Below are 16,517 nucleotides of genomic sequence, written 5' to 3'. Positions count from 1 at the left end.
TGCGTTGGCGGTCAGTCGGCGATGTCCTCGACGGAGTCGTCCGTCGCATCTGCCGTCGCGCCGGCTTCCGCCACTTCGCCGCCGCGCTCCCGATAAGTCGCTGGCGGCACGCCGAACTGCTTGCGGAACTCGCGTCCGAGGTGCGACGCATCGGCGAACCCGCAGCTCGACGCGATATCGGCCACCGTGCGGTCGGAACTGGTCAGCAGCCACGCGGCCGTGCGCAGCCGCACCTGTTTCGCGAACGCCTGCGGGCTCTTGCCCGTTTCGGCCTTGAACAGCCGTTCGAGCTGCCGCGTCGACAGGTCGAGCTTGTTCGCGAGCTCGTCGAGCGACAGCGCCCGCCCGACATGCTGTTCCATCAGGAGAATCGCGCGCTTGACCTTCGGGTGCGTCGCCGGCTCGAGGCCCGGCGGATGCGGCTGCGGCGCATTCCCTTTCTGCATCTCGCCGACCAGCAGGATGCGCAGCGCCTTCTGCACGGTCGCGTGATCGAAATGGCGCAGCAGGATCGCGGCGGCGACGTCGATCGACGCGCGGCCGCCCGAGCAGGTGATGCGGCGCCGGTCGATCACGAACAGCCGGTCGGCGATCAGCAGGTCGGGATCGGCGGCCGGAAAGCGCTCGATGAAATCCCAGTAATGGAACCAGCTCACGCAGGTGCGGTAGCCGTCGAGCACGCCTGCGCGCATCAGCGTGAACACGCCGGTGCAGATCCCGACGACCGTTGCGCCGCCGGCCGCCGCGCGGCGGATGAAGTCGAGCGTCTCGGGGCCCGCCTGCGGCCCCGAATGCAGCAGCCCGCCGACCACCACCACGTAGTCGAACGGCTCGGCCGCGTCGAAGGTTTCCCATGGCGTGATCTGGATCCCGCAGCTCGCGCGCACCGGCGCGAGGGTTTCGCCGATCACGCTCCACGCGCAGCGCACGGGCTTGCTGTAGTCGCCGTCGTCCGCCGACAGCCGGAGCATGTCGACGAAGCCCGAGAAGGCCGTCAGCGTGAAGTTCGGCAGCAGCACGATGCCGAAGCGGATGCGTCGCGGTGCGGGTTCTGCGAGGGGGGAAGCGGGTACGTCGGGTGTCATCGCGGCCAATCTCTTCACGCCGGGCAGGCGGTCTCACTCAGTCTGTCGATACGGGTAACGCGGGTACGGCAGTCGGGCACGGCCGGGCGACGCGGATGCAGCCAGCGTCGCCGATCGGCTCCGGCGCGACTTGTGGTTTTCCGTCGCGAACCATCGCCAAAACGCACTTTCCGGCCCGCCGGCGCGGCGCTTGGCGGCGGTATCCCACGCCGATGCCGTTTTTGTTCTATCGGCCGATTTTACGCTTTGATGTACTGGTGCCCAACGTCACTTGATGTATGTCCCCATCCAGAGGAAGCCAGATGAACGTCAGCGCGTTCGACCTGTTCAAGATCGGCATCGGCCCGTCCAGTTCGCACACGGTCGGCCCGATGATCGCCGCGTGCCGCTTCGCGTCGCACGTGGAGGACGCGAACCTGCTCGGTTTCGTGCGCCGCGTGCGGGTCGAACTATACGGCTCGCTCGGCGCGACCGGCAAGGGCCACGGCACCGACAAGGCCGTGCTGCTCGGCCTCGAGGGCCACCTGCCCGACACGATCGATCCCGACCTGATCGAGCCGCGCCTGGCCGCGATCCGCGCGGAGAAATCGCTGTCGCTGCTCGGCAAGCAGACGGTGCGCTTCGACGAAAAGGAACACATCGGCTTCTATCGCAAGCTGATGAGCGGCACGAGCATCGTGCACCCGAACGGGATGCGCTTCCAGGCCTTCGACGAACACGGCCAGCTGCTCGTCGAGAAAGAGTATTACTCGGTCGGCGGCGGCTTCGTCGTGAACCGCGACGGCGATCGCGTGAACGGCGTGCGCGCGGCGGTCGAGGTGCCGTACCCGTTCCGCACCGGCGACGACCTGATGCGCCAGTGCCGCGAGCACGGGCTGTCGATCGCCGAGCTGATGATGCGCAACGAATGCGCGCTGCGCCCCGCCGACGAAGTGCGCGCCGGGCTGCTCGCGATCTGGCGCACGATGGCCGCCTGCGTCGAGCGCGGCTGCAAGGTCGAGGGCGACCTGCCGGGCCCGATGCGCGTGAAGCGCCGCGCGGCCGAGCTGAATGCCCGCCTGCGCGCGCGTTCGGAAGAGTCGCTGCGCGACCCGCTGTCGATGCTCGACTGGGTCAACCTGTATGCGATGGCCGTCAACGAGGAGAACGCGGCGGGCGGCCGTGTCGTCACCGCGCCGACCAACGGCGCGGCCGGCGTGATTCCCGCGGTGCTGCACTACTACGTGAAATTCGTGCCGGGCTCGAACGAAGCCGGCATCGTCGAATTCCTGATGACGGCCGCGGCGATCGGGATCATCTACAAGGAAACGGCGTCGATCTCCGGCGCGGAAGTCGGCTGCCAGGGCGAAGTGGGCGTCGCGTGCTCGATGGCGGCCGCCGCGCTCGCCGCGGTGATGGGCGGCACGCCCGACCAGGTCGAGAACGCGGCCGAGATCGGCATGGAGCACAACCTCGGGATGACCTGCGACCCCGTCGGCGGGCTCGTGCAGATCCCGTGCATCGAGCGCAACGCGATGGGCGCGATCAAGGCGCTGAACGCGTCGCGCATGGCGCTCAAGGGCAACGGCCAGCACTACGTGTCGCTCGACTCGGTCATCAAGACGATGCGCGAGACGGGCGCCGACATGAAGACGAAATACAAGGAAACGTCGCGCGGCGGTCTGGCCGTGAACGTCATCGAATGCTAACGAAGGACCACAACATGAGCCGCTACTCGATATTCAGCCTGTTCCGCAACGGTCTCTCGTATCACGAGAACTGGGAAAAGCAGTGGAAGAGCCCGGAACCGAAGAAGGAATACGACGTCGTGATCGTCGGCGGCGGCGGCCACGGCCTCGCGACCGCCTACTACCTCGCGAAGGAACACGGCATCACGAACGTCGCGATCCTCGAGAAGGGCTGGATCGGCGGCGGCAACACCGCGCGCAACACGACGATCGTGCGCTCGAACTATCTGTGGGACGAATCGGCCGCGCTGTACGAGAAGGCGATGAAGCTGTGGGAAGGGCTGTCGCAGGACCTGAACTACAACGTGATGTTCAGCCAGCGCGGCGTGATGAACCTGGCCCACACGCTGCAGGACGTGCGTGACACCGAGCGCCGCGTGAACGCGAACCGCCTGAACGGTGTCGACGCCGAATTCCTGACGCCCGCGCAGATCAAGGAAATCGAGCCGACCATCAACCTGAACAGCCGCTATCCGGTGCTCGGCGCATCGATCCAGCGCCGCGCCGGTGTGGCGCGTCACGACGCGGTGGCCTGGGGCTTCGCGCGCGGCGCGGACCGCGCGGGTGTCGACATCATCCAGAACTGCCAGGTGACGGGCATTCGCCGCGAAGGCGGCGCGGTGGTCGGCGTCGATACGGTGAAGGGCTTCATCAAGGCGAAGAAGGTGGCGGTGGTCGCGGCCGGCAACACGACGACGCTCGCCGACATGGCCGGCGTGCGCCTGCCGATCGAAAGCCACCCGCTGCAGGCGCTGGTGTCCGAGCCGATCAAGCCGGTCGTCAACTCGGTGATCATGTCGAACGCGGTGCACGCGTACATCAGCCAGTCCGACAAGGGCGACCTCGTGATCGGCGCGGGTATCGACCAGTACACGGGCTTCGGCCAGCGCGGCAGCTTCCACATCATCGAAAGCACGCTGCAGGCGATCGTCGAGATGTTCCCGGTGTTCTCGCGCGTGCGGATGAACCGCCAGTGGGGCGGCATCGTCGATGTGTCGCCGGACGCGTGCCCGATCATCACCAAGACCGACGTGAAGGGCCTCTACTTCAACTGCGGCTGGGGCACCGGCGGCTTCAAGGCGACGCCCGGCTCGGGCTGGGTGTTCGCGCACACGATCGCGCGCGACGAACCGCATCCGCTGAACGCGCCGTTCGCGCTCGACCGCTTCTACACGGGCCACCTGATCGACGAGCACGGCGCAGCCGCCGTCGCGCACTGAACGAGGAGAAGAAAACATGTTGCTGATCGAATGTCCGTGGTGCGGGCCGCGCGCCGAATCCGAGTTCTCGTGCGGCGGTGAAGCCGACATCGTGCGCCCCGTCAACAACGAGAACATGACCGACCGTGAATGGGGCGAATACGTGTTCATGCGCGAGAACAAGCGCGGGCTGCACAAGGAACAATGGCTGCACGCGCAGGGCTGCCGCCGCTGGTTCAAGGCCACGCGCGACACGGTGACCTACGATATCAAGGGCTACGAAAAGTTCGGTGGCGACGCTGCCGGCAACGCACACGAAGAGGGCACGAGCAAATGAGCCAGAAAGACCGCCTCGGCACCGGTGGCCGCATCAATCGCGCGATTCCGTTGACGTTCACGTTCAACGGCCGCACGTATCAGGGCTTCCAGGGCGACACGCTCGCGTCCGCGCTGCTCGCGAACGGCGTGCACTTCGTCGCGCGCAGCTTCAAGTACCACCGCCCGCGCGGGATCGTGACGGCCGACGTCGCGGAACCGAATGCGGTCGTGCAGCTCGAATCGGGCCCGTACACGGTGCCGAATGCGCGCGCGACCGAGATCGAGCTGTACCAGGGGCTCGTCGCGTCGAGCGTGAACGCCGAGCCGACGCTCGAGAACGACAAGTACGCGATCAACCAGAAGCTGTCGCGCTTCCTGCCGGCCGGCTTCTACTACAAGACCTTCATGTGGCCGCGCAACATGTGGCCGAAGTACGAAGAGAAGATCCGCGAAGCCGCCGGCCTCGGCAAGGCGCCGGAAGCGCTCGACGCCGATCGCTACGACAAGTGCTATGCGCATTGCGACGTGCTCGTCGTGGGCGGCGGCCCGTCGGGGCTCGCGGCCGCGCATGCGGCGGCCACGGCCGGCGCGCGCGTGATCCTCGTCGACGACCAGCGCGAGCTCGGCGGCAGCCTGCTGTCGTGCCGCGCGGAAATCGACGCGAAGCCCGCGCTGCAGTGGGTCGAGAAGATCGAGGCCGAGCTGCGCAAGCTGCCCGACGTGACGATCCTGTCGCGCAGCACCGCGTTCGGCTACCAGGACCACAACCTCGTGACGGTCACGCAGCGCCTGACCGATCACCTGCCCGTGTCGATGCGCAAGGGCACGCGCGAGCTGCTGTGGAAAGTTCGCGCGAAGCGTGTGATTCTCGCGACCGGCGCGCACGAGCGTCCGATCGTGTTCGGCAACAACGACCTGCCGGGCGTGATGCTCGCCGGCGCGGTGTCCACCTACGTGCATCGCTTCGGCGTGCTGCCGGGCCGCAACGCGGTCGTGTTCACGAACAACGATCGTGCGTACCAGACCGCGCTCGACCTGAAGGCGTGCGGCGCGAAGGTGACGGTCGTCGATTCGCGCGCATCGTCGAACGGCGCGCTGCCGGCCGCGGCGAAGCGGCAGGGCGTGACGGTGTTGAGCGGCGCCGTCGTGACGGCCGCATCGGGCAAGTGGCGCGTATCGTCGGTCGACGTCGCGTCCAGCACGAACGGCCAGGTGGGCGGCAAGCTGCAGACGCTGCCGTGCGACCTCGTCGCGATGTCGGGCGGCTTCAGCCCCGTGCTGCACCTGTTCGCGCAGTCGGGCGGCAAGGCGTGCTGGAGCGACGAGAAGGCGTGCTTCCTGCCGGGCAAGCCCGTGCAGGCGGAAGCGAGCATCGGCGCGGCGGCCGGGGAATTCGGCCTGGCGCGCGCGCTGCGGCTCGCGGTCGATGCGGGCGTGGAAGCGGCGAAGGCCGCGGGCTTCACGGCCGAGCAGCGCCCGGTCGCGCCGCAGGTCGCGGAAACCGTCGAAGGCGCACTGCAGCCGCTGTGGCTCGTCGGCAGCCGCGAGGCCGCGGCGCGCGGGCCGAAGCAGTTCGTCGATTTCCAGAACGACGTGTCGGCTGCCGACATCCTGCTTGCCGCGCGCGAAGGCTTCGAGTCGGTCGAGCACGTGAAGCGCTATACGGCGATGGGCTTCGGCACCGACCAGGGCAAGCTCGGCAACATCAACGGGATGGCGATCCTCGCGGGGGCGCTCGGCAAGTCGATTCCGGAAACGGGCACGACCACGTTCCGCCCGAACTACACGCCCGTTTCGTTCGGTACGTTCGCGGGCCGCGAGCTCGGCGATTTCCTCGACCCGATCCGCAAGACCTGCGTGCACGAGTGGCACGTCGAGCACGGCGCGCTGTTCGAGGACGTCGGCAACTGGAAGCGGCCGTGGTACTTCCCGAAGAACGGCGAGGATCTCCATGCGGCCGTGAAGCGCGAATGCCTGGCGGTGCGCAACAGCGTCGGCATCCTCGACGCATCGACGCTCGGCAAGATCGACATCCAGGGCCCGGATGCCGTGAAGCTGCTGAACTGGATGTACACGAACCCGTGGAACAAGCTCGAGGTCGGCAAGTGCCGCTACGGGCTGATGCTCGACGAAAACGGGATGGTGTTCGACGACGGCGTGACCGTGCGCCTCGCCGACCAGCATTTCATGATGACGACCACGACGGGCGGCGCGGCGCGCGTGCTCACGTGGCTCGAACGCTGGCTGCAGACCGAATGGCCCGACATGAAGGTGCGGCTGTCGTCGGTTACCGATCACTGGGCGACGTTCGCGGTGGTCGGCCCGAAGAGCCGCAAGGTCGTGCAGAAGGTGTGCCAGGACATCGACTTCGGCAACGAGGCGTTCCCGTTCATGAGCTACCGGAACGGCACCGTTGCCGGCGCGAAGGCGCGCGTGATGCGGATCAGCTTCTCGGGCGAGCTGGCCTATGAAGTGAACGTGCCGGCGAATGCGGGCCGCGCGGTGTGGGAAGCGCTGATGGCCGCCGGTGCCGAGTTCGACATCACGCCGTACGGCACCGAAACGATGCACGTGCTGCGTGCGGAGAAGGGCTACATCATCGTCGGCCAGGACACCGACGGCTCGGTCACGCCGTACGACCTCGGGATGGGCGGGTTGGTCGCGAAGTCGAAGGACTTCCTCGGCAAGCGTTCGCTCGCGCGCTCGGACACCGCGAAGGAGGGCCGCAAGCAGTTCGTCGGCCTGCTGACCGAGGACGAACAGTTCGTGCTGCCGGAAGGCGCGCAGATCGTCGCGAAGGACACGCAGGTGTCGGCGGTCGATCCGACGCCGATGATCGGCCACGTGACGTCGAGCTACTACAGCCCGATCCTGAAGCGCTCGATCGCGCTCGCGGTGGTGAAGGGCGGCCTGAACAAGATGGGCGAGAGCGTCGTGATTCCGCTGGCCAACGGCAAGCGCATCACCGCGAAGATCTCGAGCCCGGTTTTCTACGATACCGAAGGGGTGCGCCAGCATGTGGAATGAAACCAGAAACCAGACGCAGGTGGCGGGCGCGGGCGGCGTGACGCTTGAATCGCCGTTCGTGGGCGCGGCCGACGTGCTGAAGCTGCACCAGGCGCGTGCATCGAAGAAATTCACGCTGCGCGAGCGGCCGTTCCTCGATCTCGTGAACGTGCGCGGCGAGTTGAGCGATCCGGCGTTCGTCGCCGCGTTCGAGCGCGTGGTCGGCTGCCGGCCGCCGGCGGTGCCGAACACCGTTGCCCGCGGCGCCGAGTACGACGTGCTGTGGCTCGGCCCCGACGAGTGGCTCGTGCGCTCGCACGGGCCCGTGCAGGCGGGCGTGCTGGAGGCGCGACTCGCGGAGGCCGTGCAGGGTTCGTATGCGGCGGCCGTCGACGTCGGCAGCGGTTATACCGTCGTCGAGATCAGCGGCGAACGTGTGCGCGACGTGCTCGCACGCGGCTGCCCGCTCGATCTCCACCCGCGCGTGTTCAAGCCGGGCCAGTGCGCGCAGTCGCACTACTTCAAGACGTCGATCGTGCTGGTCCCGACCGGCGACGATGCGTTCGAGATCGTCCTGCGCCGCAGCTTCGCCGATTATTTCGTGCGGATCATGCTCGACGCTGCCGCGCCGCTCGCATCATGAAGCCGTTCGACGAACCGTTCGTGGCGATCGACGCGCCGCGCCTGCGCGGGCACGGCTGGAGCGTGTTCGTCGACGAACTGAAGGTGCCCGCGCGGATCGGCATTCATGCGCACGAGCATGAAGCGCCGCAGCCGATCGTGATCGATGCCCGGCTCGGCTATCGCTGCGAGCCGAGCGAGCAGGGCGAGTGGATCGATTACGACGGTTATTGCGCGCGACTTGCCGCGTTCCTGTCGCACAAGCCGCATACGCGGCTGCTGGAGACGCTCGTCGCCGACATCGCGGTGCTGTCGTTCCGCGAATGGCCGGCGCTGGAGTCGCTGACGCTGTCGGTGTACAAGCCGAAGATCCGGCCGGGTACGAAGCGCGTCGGCGTGTCGCTCGACTGGACGCGAGGGGATTACTTGCGGTGGACGGGGGCGGCGGGGCAGCTTTGAAGGGGCGGGGCGGAGAGGCAATCCGCCCACGCGATTGCTCATTGTTCCTGGAATATCGGAACAATGGCCCGCTGGTGGTTGCCGCTCGTCTTTATTCCTGAAATATCGGAACAATGAGACGTTCCCCCCGTCACTTGTCACGCGAGCGCTTTTGGGCAACCCACTGCGGACCCGCTCCAGCAGCTTGCGGTGGCCTTCCCGGTCAATGCATCGTGATGCCGCCCTCTACGAGCCATGCCTGCGACAGTCTCATCAGGATCGCTCCGTTCAACGTGACAGGTGGCGAGCAATGAGACGTTCGGCCTTTGACGGATATCGCGCGGTTCACCGGCGATAGCTGCGAAACAGTTCAGGCGTGTCGCAGCTATCGCCCCGTGTAATCGCGTCAAGCCGCAGCCGCCCCATCCAACGCCGGATAATCCACATACCCGCGCGCATCGCCGCCGAAGAACGTGTCGCGCTGCGCGTCGTTCATCGGTGCGCCCGTCTTCAGCCGCGTGACGAAATCCGGATTCGCGAGCACCATCTGGCCGTACGCTTCGAGATCGGCAAGACCCGTCGCGACATCCGTGCCGATCGCGTCGCGCGTGCGGCCCGGCCGGTTCACGATCAGCGTGCCGTTCCAGCGCGCGCGCAGGTCCGCGAGCAGCGGCTCGTTGCCCTGGTGCATCACGTGCAGGTACGCGAGGCCGAGCCGGTCGAGCTGCGTCGCCAGGTAGCGATACAGGTCCGGCCCTTCCACGCCTTCGTCGATGCCCCACAACGTGGTGCCCGGCGACAGGCGAATCGCGGTGCGGTCCGCGCCGATCTCGTCGGCGATCGCCTCGGCAACCTCGATCGCGAAGCGCGCACGATTTTCGATTGAACCGCCGTAGGCGTCGCTGCGCGTGTTCGCGTTCGGCGCGAAGAACTGCTGGATCAGATACCCGTTCGCGCCGTGGATCTCGACGCCGTCGGCGCCGGCCTCGATCGCGCGGCGCGCGGCGAAGCGGAAGTCGTTCACGGTGCCGCGCACTTCGTCCGTCGTCAGCGCGCGCGGCGCGGGAATCTCCTGCATCCCTTTCATCGTGAACATCGGCACGCCCGGCGCGATCGCGGAAGGCGCGACGCCCTGGCGATGATGCGGCGTATTGTCGGGATGCGACATGCGCCCCACGTGCATCAGCTGGATGAACAGGCGGGCGCCGCGCGCATGCACGCGCTCGCTGACCGCCTTCCAGCCGGCGACGTGTGCATCGGTGTAGATGCCGGGCGTCGTCAGGTAACCCTGGCCGTCGTCCGACGGCTGCGTGCCTTCGCTGACGATCAGGCCGAGATCCGCGCGCTGCGCGTAGTATTCGGCGGCCAGTGCGCCGGGCGTGCCGTCGAACGCGGCGCGGCTGCGCGTCATCGGTGCCATGACCAGGCGGTTCTGCAGCGTGTAGCGGCCGACACGGGCCGGGGTGAACAATGCGTCCATGGTGCGTGCTCCTCGAGGGTCGGGTAACGGCACCGGGGCGGTGCCGTCTCGGGCGCGGGCCGCGCACCGTGCGCGCGCCTCGCCGCCATGGACACATCATCCATTGCTTCCTTTTCGAGATAAACATGGTAGTTTGGATAACATTGATCCATTGATGGAGCAGTGGGCGTGGAACTGCTGAACGACATGGCGCTGTTCGTGGAGGTCGTGAAGGCGAAGGGCTTTCGCAGCGCGGCCGACGCGCTGGGGATGCCGAATTCGACGCTGTCGCGGCGCATCGGCGCGCTGGAAAAGGCGATCGGCTTGCGGCTGCTGCATCGCACGACGCGCCGGATCGAGCTCACGGAAGCCGGGCAGCTGTATTTCGAGCGCTGCAAACGCATCGTCGACGAAGCGCGGCTCGCGCACGAGCAGCTCGGCGAGTTGCTGGCCGAACCGTCGGGCGTGCTGCGCGCGTCGTTTCCGGTCGATTTCGCGGTGGTCTACCTGGCGCCGCTGATCGTCGAATTCGCGAACCGCTACCCGAAGCTCACGTTCGATTTCGAACTGACGTCGCGGCGTGTCGACCTGGTGAGCGAACCATTCGACGTCGCGATCCGCATCGGCGAATCGGCCGATTCGCAACTCGTCGCGCGGCGGCTCGCGACGTTCCGCAATCACCTGTATGCGTCGCCGCGCTATCTCGAGCGCGCGGGTGAGCCGCGCGAACCGGACGACCTGCGGCGGCATCAGTGCCTGAGCGTGCAGCGCGTCGATGCGTGGACGCTGCACGACGCCGCGCGGGAGCTCGAGGTGCCGGTGGGCGGGCGTTTCATCGTGAACAGTGTCGGCATGGTTCGGCAACTCGCCGTGCACGAGGCGGGCATCATCCAGATGCCGGCGGAAGTCGTGGCCGACGACGTGGCCGCGGGCCGGTTGCGTCGCGTGCTGCCCGACTGGGAGGGAGCGCCCGTTCCGGTCTACGCGATGACGGAAACGCGCTTGCTGCCGGCGAAGACGCAGGTCTTCATCGAGTATCTGCGCGCGCATTTCGCGCAGGCGTGACGGGCGGCTGCGCGGACGATCGTCCGCCGTTCACTGCTGCGCCGGCTGCGGCGCGTCGCCCTGCGCTTCCCATTTCTTCAGGATGCGCACGCGCGCCTGGCTGAAGTCGACCCAGCAGTTCAGCCACGCGTCGTCCGGAATCATCTGCTGCGGATTGGCGGTTTTGACGTAGTCGCAGGTGTCGCTCGCGAAGCCGTGCCAGCTTGCCTGCGACTTCGCGAGCTGTTTCGCCGCATCGGGGTTGCGTTGCCGGGTCTTGCGTTCGAGCGACCGGTACGCGCGTTCCACTTCCTGGTTGTTGTTGTCGACGATGCATCGGCGTACCGCATCCATCGTCGGCCCCTGCCGTTCGCAATCGACCGCGGCGAACGCGGACGCTGCGCCGCTCGCGAGCGCGGCGACGGCGAGAAGGCGGGTGGCGTACCGGATCGTGTCGCGCATGCGCGGAGAGGGAGTCGTGGGTCGGGACGTGTGCGACATACTGGCTTATTGCGCGTTGCGCGCCGACGTCGATGTCGACGTCGATTCGCTCACCGGCACCATCCGCGCCTTCGTCTCGTTCGCGGCTTTCGCGTCGTCGTCGGGTTCGAGCACGAACCGGAACGAATCGACCCGCTGCATGACCTTCGCCGCATACGCGCTGGATCCGCCGCTGTAGCTCTTCAGCCCGGCCTGCACGTTGCCGCCGGCCGCTTTCACGTAGCTGGAGAGAATCCGGGAGCCGGCCTCGACATTCGCATTCGGTTCGGTCAGGTCCTTCACGTTACGCAGCATGCCGCGGTGTGCGGACGGCACGACCTGCATCAGTCCGGTCGCGCCGTGCTGGCCGCGCGCCTTTTCCTGGAAGCGCGATTCGATCGAGATGATGGCGTAAACGAGTGCGGGAGGCAGCGAATATTTCGTCGCAGTGACGCTCACGATATCGGCGAGCTTGGCGGCCCGCTCCTTCGCGACACCGAATTTCTTCGTCAGGTAGGACGTGATGCGGCGGTTTGCTTCGTTCGGCTGATCGTCGGCGTTCGCGAGCGGCGCGGAGGCGACAGCCGGCGCCGATGCCAGCACGTCGGGCGCAGAGGCAGGCACGGCGGGCGTTTGCTGGGCCGATACCTGTTGCGCAATGCCGAGCGAGAGCACGATCAGCCAGAAAAACCGTCGTCGCATGGTCGAGTGCGGGGAAATGGGAGGCGCATAGTATATCGGCCAATCGGGCAAGACGGTCGAGTGCCGGCTCGAATGAAAGCGATGTGTAGGCTTGTGACGTTCGCAACGATCGACGCGGCGATCGTTGCGTGGACACGCATCGGAGTCCGGATGACCGCTAGTTGATGATCTCGCCGATGCCGGTTTCGATGCGGATTCTCAGTTGCTGAATGAACGCCGGATCGTACGGTTCCCAGTGATCGAGTTCGCCAACGATCTTCAAGGGCGATGTGCTTCGATACGAGCGAGTCGGATTGCCCGGGAATTTCTTGTCCGTGACGTTCGGGTCGTTTTCGAAGGCCCCGGTGGGCTCGACGATATAGACCCGCGGCTTGCCGTCGCCTTTGGCCATTTCCGCGGCAAGGCCGGCGCCCTTGGGCAGGGCCGTGAAATAAACGTGATTCATCACGACGTCATCCCGGTAATTCGATCTGAAGCCCGCCGTCAGCAAGTCGCCGATCCGCAAATCCGCTTTCGTGCCATGAAAAAACGGGCCGGTGTCCAGGACAGCCATGGCTTCTCCCTTGGAAAATGTCGCGATGACTTCTAGGCGCGCCGCGCGCTCGCCACTCGCGCAATCGCGCCGATCGCATCGCTGACGAGCACCGCAAGCAGCCCGACGATCACGCCGCCCTGCAGCACGAACGCGGTATTCGACGTCTGCAGGCCCGCGATGATCACGTCGCCGAGGCCGCGCGCGGCGACCGTCGAGCCGATCGTCGCGGTGCCGAGATTGATCACGACCGCGAGCCGGATGCCGTTGACGATCACCGGGAACGCGAGCGGCAGCTCGACCGACACCAGTTGCTGCCAGCCGCTCATCCCCATCCCGCGCGCGGCGTCGACGACATCGCGCGGCACGTCCTCGAGCCCCGCGATCGTGCTTTCGAAAACCGGCAGCAGGCCATACAGCACGAGCGCGATCAGCACGGGTTTCAGCCCGAAGCCGACGGCCGGCACCGCGAGCGCGAGCACCGCGACCGGCGGGAAGGTCTGGCCGATGTCGACGACGCTGCGCGCGACCGGCAGGAAATCCGCGCCGGCCGGCCGCGTGACGAAGATCCCGGCCGCCACCGCGACGATCGTGCCGATCAGGCTCGACAGCGCGACCGTGCCGAGATGCGCGAGCGTCAGGTCGAGCAGGCTCGCGCGATCGTAGATGACGGGCGCGCCGTTGTCCGCGAACGGTGCGAAAAGGCCCTGCAGCCACATCGGCCGCACCAGCAGCACGAGCAGCAGCGCGAGCGCGGCGGCGCGCGCCGTGAACGCGGCAACGTGGCGGGGCAGGGGCGAACGCAAGGGCCGTGTGCGTTGCGTGGCATCCGGCGTCGTCATGCCGGCTGCCTCGCGTGCGCGCGGATCGCGTCGAGCGTGATGCGGCGCGCGCCGCGCGCGTTGCGTGCATCGCCGTCGTTGACGGGCAATGCATCGACACCGCGCCACAGCAGTTCCGACACCGCATCGCGCAGCGTGCGCGTCGCGTCGATCGGCTCGCCGTCCGCATGGCCGGGTTCGGCCACTGCGTCGATCTGCGTCAGCGCGAGCAGGCGCAGCGGCCGGTCGACGCCCGCGACGAGCTGCTCGACGACACCGGCCGCCGGCTTGCCGAGAATCTCGGCAGGCGGCGCGACTTGCAGCAGCCGGCCGCCGTCCATCACCGCGATCGTGTCGCCGAGCTTCAGCGCTTCCTCGATATCGTGCGTGACGATCACGACCGTGATGCCGAGGCGGCGCTGCAACGCGAACAGGTCGTCCTGCGCCTTGCCGCGGATGATCGGATCGAGCGCGCCGAACGGCTCGTCCATCAGCAGCATCGCGGGCTCGGCCGCGAGCGCGCGCGCGACGCCGACACGCTGCTGCTGGCCGCCCGACAGTTCGTGCGGCAGCTTGTCCGCGAACTCGGCCGGCGCGAGATGGAACAGGTCGAGCAGCTCGTTCACGCGCGCGTCGATGCGCGCGGCCGGCCAGCCGAGCAGGCGCGGCACGGTCGCGATGTTGCGCGCGACGCTCCAGTGCGGAAACAGCCCGTGCCCCTGGATCGCGTAGCCGATGCCGCGCCGAAGCTGTTCGGGCGCGACGGTCGCCGTATCGACGCCGTCGATGCGGATCGTGCCGCTGGTGGGGGCGATCAGCCGGTTGATCATGCGCAGCAGCGTCGACTTGCCGCTGCCTGACGCACCGACGAGCGCGGTGATCGTGCCGCGCTGCATCGTCAGCGAGACGTCGTCGACGGCGACGACATCGCCGAAGCGTTTGCCTGCACGTTCGATCTCGATCATCCTGTACGCCCCTTCGCGAGCGTGGTCGCGGCTTCGAATATGACGGCGGCCACCAGCGCGAGCGCGATCGTCGGGATCGCGCCGAGCAGCACGAGATCGGCGGCCGATTGCCCGATCCCCTGGAAGATGAAGGTGCCGAATCCGCCGCCGCCGATCAGCGCGGCGACCGCGGTCAGCCCGATGTTTTGCACGAGCACGATGCGCACGCCGCTCAGGATCACCGGCAGCGCGAGCACGAGGTCGACATGCAGCAGCCGCTGCGCGCGCGTCATGCCCATCGCGCGCGCCGCTTCGGTCACGTGCGGCGGCACTTGTCCGAGCCCGACCACGACGCTCGACGCGATCGGCAGCAGCGAATACAGGAACAGCGCGAGCACGGCCGGTGCGACGCCGATGCCGCGGATGCCGAGCGCGGCCGCGAGCGGCACGTGTGCGGCCAGCAGCCCGAGCGGGGCCATCATCAGCCCGTACATCGCGATGCTGGGGATCGTCTGCACGACATTGAGCACGGGCATCGCGACGGTCCGCACCGCCGCGATGCGCGCGCAGGCGATGCCGAGCGGCACGCCCGCGACGAGCGCGGCGGCCACCGAGCCGCCCGCGAGCGACACGTGACGGATCGCTTCGCGCCAGAAATCGTCGCTGCGCACCGCATATTCGCGCATCACGGAGAGGCCGTCCCACCAGCCGCTCGCGAGCGGCACCGAGATCGCCCCGATCGCGACGACCAGCGCGGCGAGGCGCCGCCACGGGCCGAACGCGAGCCGTGCGAGCGCGTCCGCGACGAGCACGGCCCACGCGAACAGCAGCAGCCAGACGCCTGCGTCGGGCGACACGCGCGCGAGCATGTCGTCGGCGGCGACGACGTGCGCCGCGGCCGCGCCGAGCGCGTACGCGAGCGTCGCGAGCCATGCGCAGCCGGCCGCGAGCCGCCACGCGGGGCGGCTCGCCTTCATCGCCCACAGCGCGCCGACGATCCACAGCGCGGCCAGCGCCGCGCCCTGCATCGCCGGCAGCGCGGCGAACACCGACAGCCCCGTGCCGGCCGCGATCCGGTTCGGCCGCAGCACGACGAACGGCAGGCCGAGCACCGCGACGATCGTGAGGATTCCGATCAGGATGCCGACCTTGTCGGGGTTCACGCGCCGCGCGGACGCCGCCGCGCGTTCGGTCATTTCACGAAGCCCTTCGCTTTCAGGTAGCTTTTCGCGACGCCGGCCGCCGGCTCGCCGTTGATCTGGATGCGCGCGTTCAGCGACTGCAGCGTCTTCAGGTCGAGGCTCGCGAACACCGGTTTCAGGTAATCGGCGATCTGCGGGTGCGCTTTCAGCACGGCTTCGCGGATCACGGGCGCCGGCGCGTAGACGGGCTGCACGTGCTTGTCGTCGTCGAGCACCGCGAGGCCGCTCGACGCGATGCCGCCATCGGTGCCGTACACCATCGCCGCGTTCACGCCGTCGGTCTGGTTCGCGGCGGCCTTGATCGTCGCGGCCGTATCGCCGCCCGACAGCACGACGAGCTGCTCGGGCTTCAGCTTGAAGCCGTACGCTTTCTCGAACGACGGCAGCGCCGACGCGCTGTTCACGAATTCGGCCGACGCGGCGAGCTTCACCTTGCCGCCGCCCGCGACCCACTTGCCGAAATCGGAGAACGTCTTCAGGTGCTGCGACTGCGCGACGGGGGCGAGCAACGCGACGCCCCACGTGTTGTTCGCGGGCGCCGGGGCGAGCCACACGAGATGGTTCGCCGCGTAGTCGAGCTTCTTGGCGGCGTCGTAGCCCTGGCTCGCGTTCTTCCACAGAGGATCGTCGGCCTTGTTGAAGAAGAAGGCGGCGTTGCCCGTGTATTCGGGGTAGATGTCGATCTCGCCGCTCGTGAGCGCCTTGCGCACGATCGGCGTGGTGCCGAGCGCGATCTTTTCGGTGACGGGGATGCCGTGCGCCTTCAGCACTTGCGAAATCAGGTTGCCGAGCAGGTTGCCTTCGGTGTCGATCTTCGACGACACCACGACGGGTGCGTCGGCGTGCGCGCCGGGTGCGACGAGGGCGGCGGCGAACGCGAGGCCCAGAATCCGGGCGGGCAGGGCGAGCTTCATGAGCCAATCTCCAGGACGGGGGCGT

The 16,517-nt window shown here is 67.8% G+C and carries 16 protein-coding genes; 7 read left to right on the top strand and 9 right to left on the bottom strand.

The window, feature by feature from the left end; all coding sequences use genetic code 11:
* Positions 1-11 precede the first annotated feature (11 nt).
* Positions 12-1,085, bottom strand: a complete 1,074-nt coding sequence (locus tag ABIC51_RS37020) for a GlxA family transcriptional regulator (RefSeq protein ID WP_027790627.1) — start codon at positions 1,083-1,085, stop codon at positions 12-14.
* A 302-nt stretch (positions 1,086-1,387) separates the two neighbouring features.
* Between ABIC51_RS37020 and ABIC51_RS37015 the strand changes: the two genes are divergently transcribed.
* From ABIC51_RS37015 to ABIC51_RS36990, 6 genes are read left to right on the top strand one after another with little or no spacing between them, the layout of a single operon-like run.
* Positions 1,388-2,773: an L-serine ammonia-lyase gene (locus ABIC51_RS37015; RefSeq protein WP_027790628.1), complete on the top strand. Its 1,386-nt coding sequence runs from the start codon at positions 1,388-1,390 to the stop codon at positions 2,771-2,773.
* Between the two features lie 14 nt (positions 2,774-2,787).
* Positions 2,788-4,032 (top strand): sarcosine oxidase subunit beta family protein, encoded by a 1,245-nt coding sequence (locus ABIC51_RS37010; protein ID WP_006480591.1) that lies wholly within the window; start codon positions 2,788-2,790, stop codon positions 4,030-4,032.
* A 16-nt stretch (positions 4,033-4,048) separates the two neighbouring features.
* Positions 4,049-4,348, top strand: coding sequence for a sarcosine oxidase subunit delta (locus ABIC51_RS37005; protein ID WP_027790629.1), 300 nt, complete (start codon positions 4,049-4,051; stop codon positions 4,346-4,348).
* Positions 4,345-7,356 (top strand): sarcosine oxidase subunit alpha family protein, encoded by a 3,012-nt coding sequence (locus ABIC51_RS37000; protein ID WP_027790630.1) that lies wholly within the window; start codon positions 4,345-4,347, stop codon positions 7,354-7,356. The genes ABIC51_RS37005 and ABIC51_RS37000 overlap by 4 nt, the downstream gene beginning before the upstream one ends.
* A complete protein-coding gene (locus ABIC51_RS36995) occupies positions 7,346-7,978 on the top strand; it encodes a sarcosine oxidase subunit gamma (RefSeq protein WP_175862667.1) in 633 nt (210 codons plus the stop codon). The genes ABIC51_RS37000 and ABIC51_RS36995 overlap by 11 nt, the downstream gene beginning before the upstream one ends.
* Complete coding sequence (locus ABIC51_RS36990; protein WP_027790632.1) at positions 7,975-8,415, top strand: dihydroneopterin aldolase; 441 nt, start codon at positions 7,975-7,977, stop codon at positions 8,413-8,415. The genes ABIC51_RS36995 and ABIC51_RS36990 overlap by 4 nt, the downstream gene beginning before the upstream one ends.
* Positions 8,416-8,800: 385 nt before the next feature.
* On the opposite strand, the gene ABIC51_RS36985 is transcribed toward ABIC51_RS36990, so the two are convergent.
* Positions 8,801-9,874, bottom strand: coding sequence for an alkene reductase (locus ABIC51_RS36985; RefSeq protein WP_175862666.1), 1,074 nt, complete (start codon positions 9,872-9,874; stop codon positions 8,801-8,803).
* 168 nt (positions 9,875-10,042) lie between these two features.
* Here ABIC51_RS36985 and ABIC51_RS36980 point away from each other — a divergent pair, with 168 nt between their 5' ends.
* On the top strand, positions 10,043-10,918 hold the full coding sequence (locus tag ABIC51_RS36980) for a LysR family transcriptional regulator (protein WP_027790634.1): 876 nt from the start codon (positions 10,043-10,045) through the stop codon (positions 10,916-10,918).
* A 30-nt stretch (positions 10,919-10,948) separates the two neighbouring features.
* Here the strand turns inward: ABIC51_RS36980 and ABIC51_RS36975 are convergent, their stop codons facing one another.
* From ABIC51_RS36975 to osmF, 7 genes are all read right to left on the bottom strand, one after another.
* Positions 10,949-11,359, bottom strand: coding sequence for a lysozyme inhibitor LprI family protein (locus ABIC51_RS36975; RefSeq protein WP_081072704.1), 411 nt, complete (start codon positions 11,357-11,359; stop codon positions 10,949-10,951).
* A gap of 45 nt (positions 11,360-11,404) precedes the next feature.
* A complete protein-coding gene (locus ABIC51_RS36970; RefSeq protein WP_027790636.1) occupies positions 11,405-12,079 on the bottom strand; it encodes a lytic transglycosylase domain-containing protein in 675 nt (224 codons plus the stop codon).
* Between the two features lie 157 nt (positions 12,080-12,236).
* On the bottom strand, positions 12,237-12,632 hold the full coding sequence (arr, locus tag ABIC51_RS36965) for an NAD(+)--rifampin ADP-ribosyltransferase (RefSeq protein WP_021156322.1): 396 nt from the start codon (positions 12,630-12,632) through the stop codon (positions 12,237-12,239).
* Between the two features lie 32 nt (positions 12,633-12,664).
* Complete coding sequence (locus ABIC51_RS36960) at positions 12,665-13,453, bottom strand: ABC transporter permease (RefSeq protein WP_226129431.1); 789 nt, start codon at positions 13,451-13,453, stop codon at positions 12,665-12,667.
* The gene (locus ABIC51_RS36955) at positions 13,450-14,397 is read right to left on the bottom strand and encodes an ABC transporter ATP-binding protein (RefSeq protein ID WP_146254141.1); all 948 of its coding nucleotides are present in this window, start codon (positions 14,395-14,397) and stop codon (positions 13,450-13,452) included. Before ABIC51_RS36955 ends, ABIC51_RS36960 begins: the two co-directional genes overlap by 4 nt.
* Entirely contained in the window at positions 14,394-15,572 is a 1,179-nt protein-coding gene (locus ABIC51_RS36950; RefSeq protein WP_175901103.1) for an ABC transporter permease, read from the bottom strand. Before ABIC51_RS36950 ends, ABIC51_RS36955 begins: the two co-directional genes overlap by 4 nt.
* A complete protein-coding gene (gene osmF / locus ABIC51_RS36945) occupies positions 15,569-16,492 on the bottom strand; it encodes a glycine betaine ABC transporter substrate-binding protein OsmF (protein ID WP_027790640.1) in 924 nt (307 codons plus the stop codon). Before osmF ends, ABIC51_RS36950 begins: the two co-directional genes overlap by 4 nt.
* Between the last annotated feature and the right edge of the window lie 25 nt (positions 16,493-16,517).

It is taken from the genome of Burkholderia sp. 572 (assembly GCF_040545135.1).
In the GTDB taxonomy this organism is placed as follows: domain Bacteria; phylum Pseudomonadota; class Gammaproteobacteria; order Burkholderiales; family Burkholderiaceae; genus Burkholderia; species Burkholderia cepacia.
This window is presented reverse-complemented; position numbering and strand designations above follow the sequence as displayed.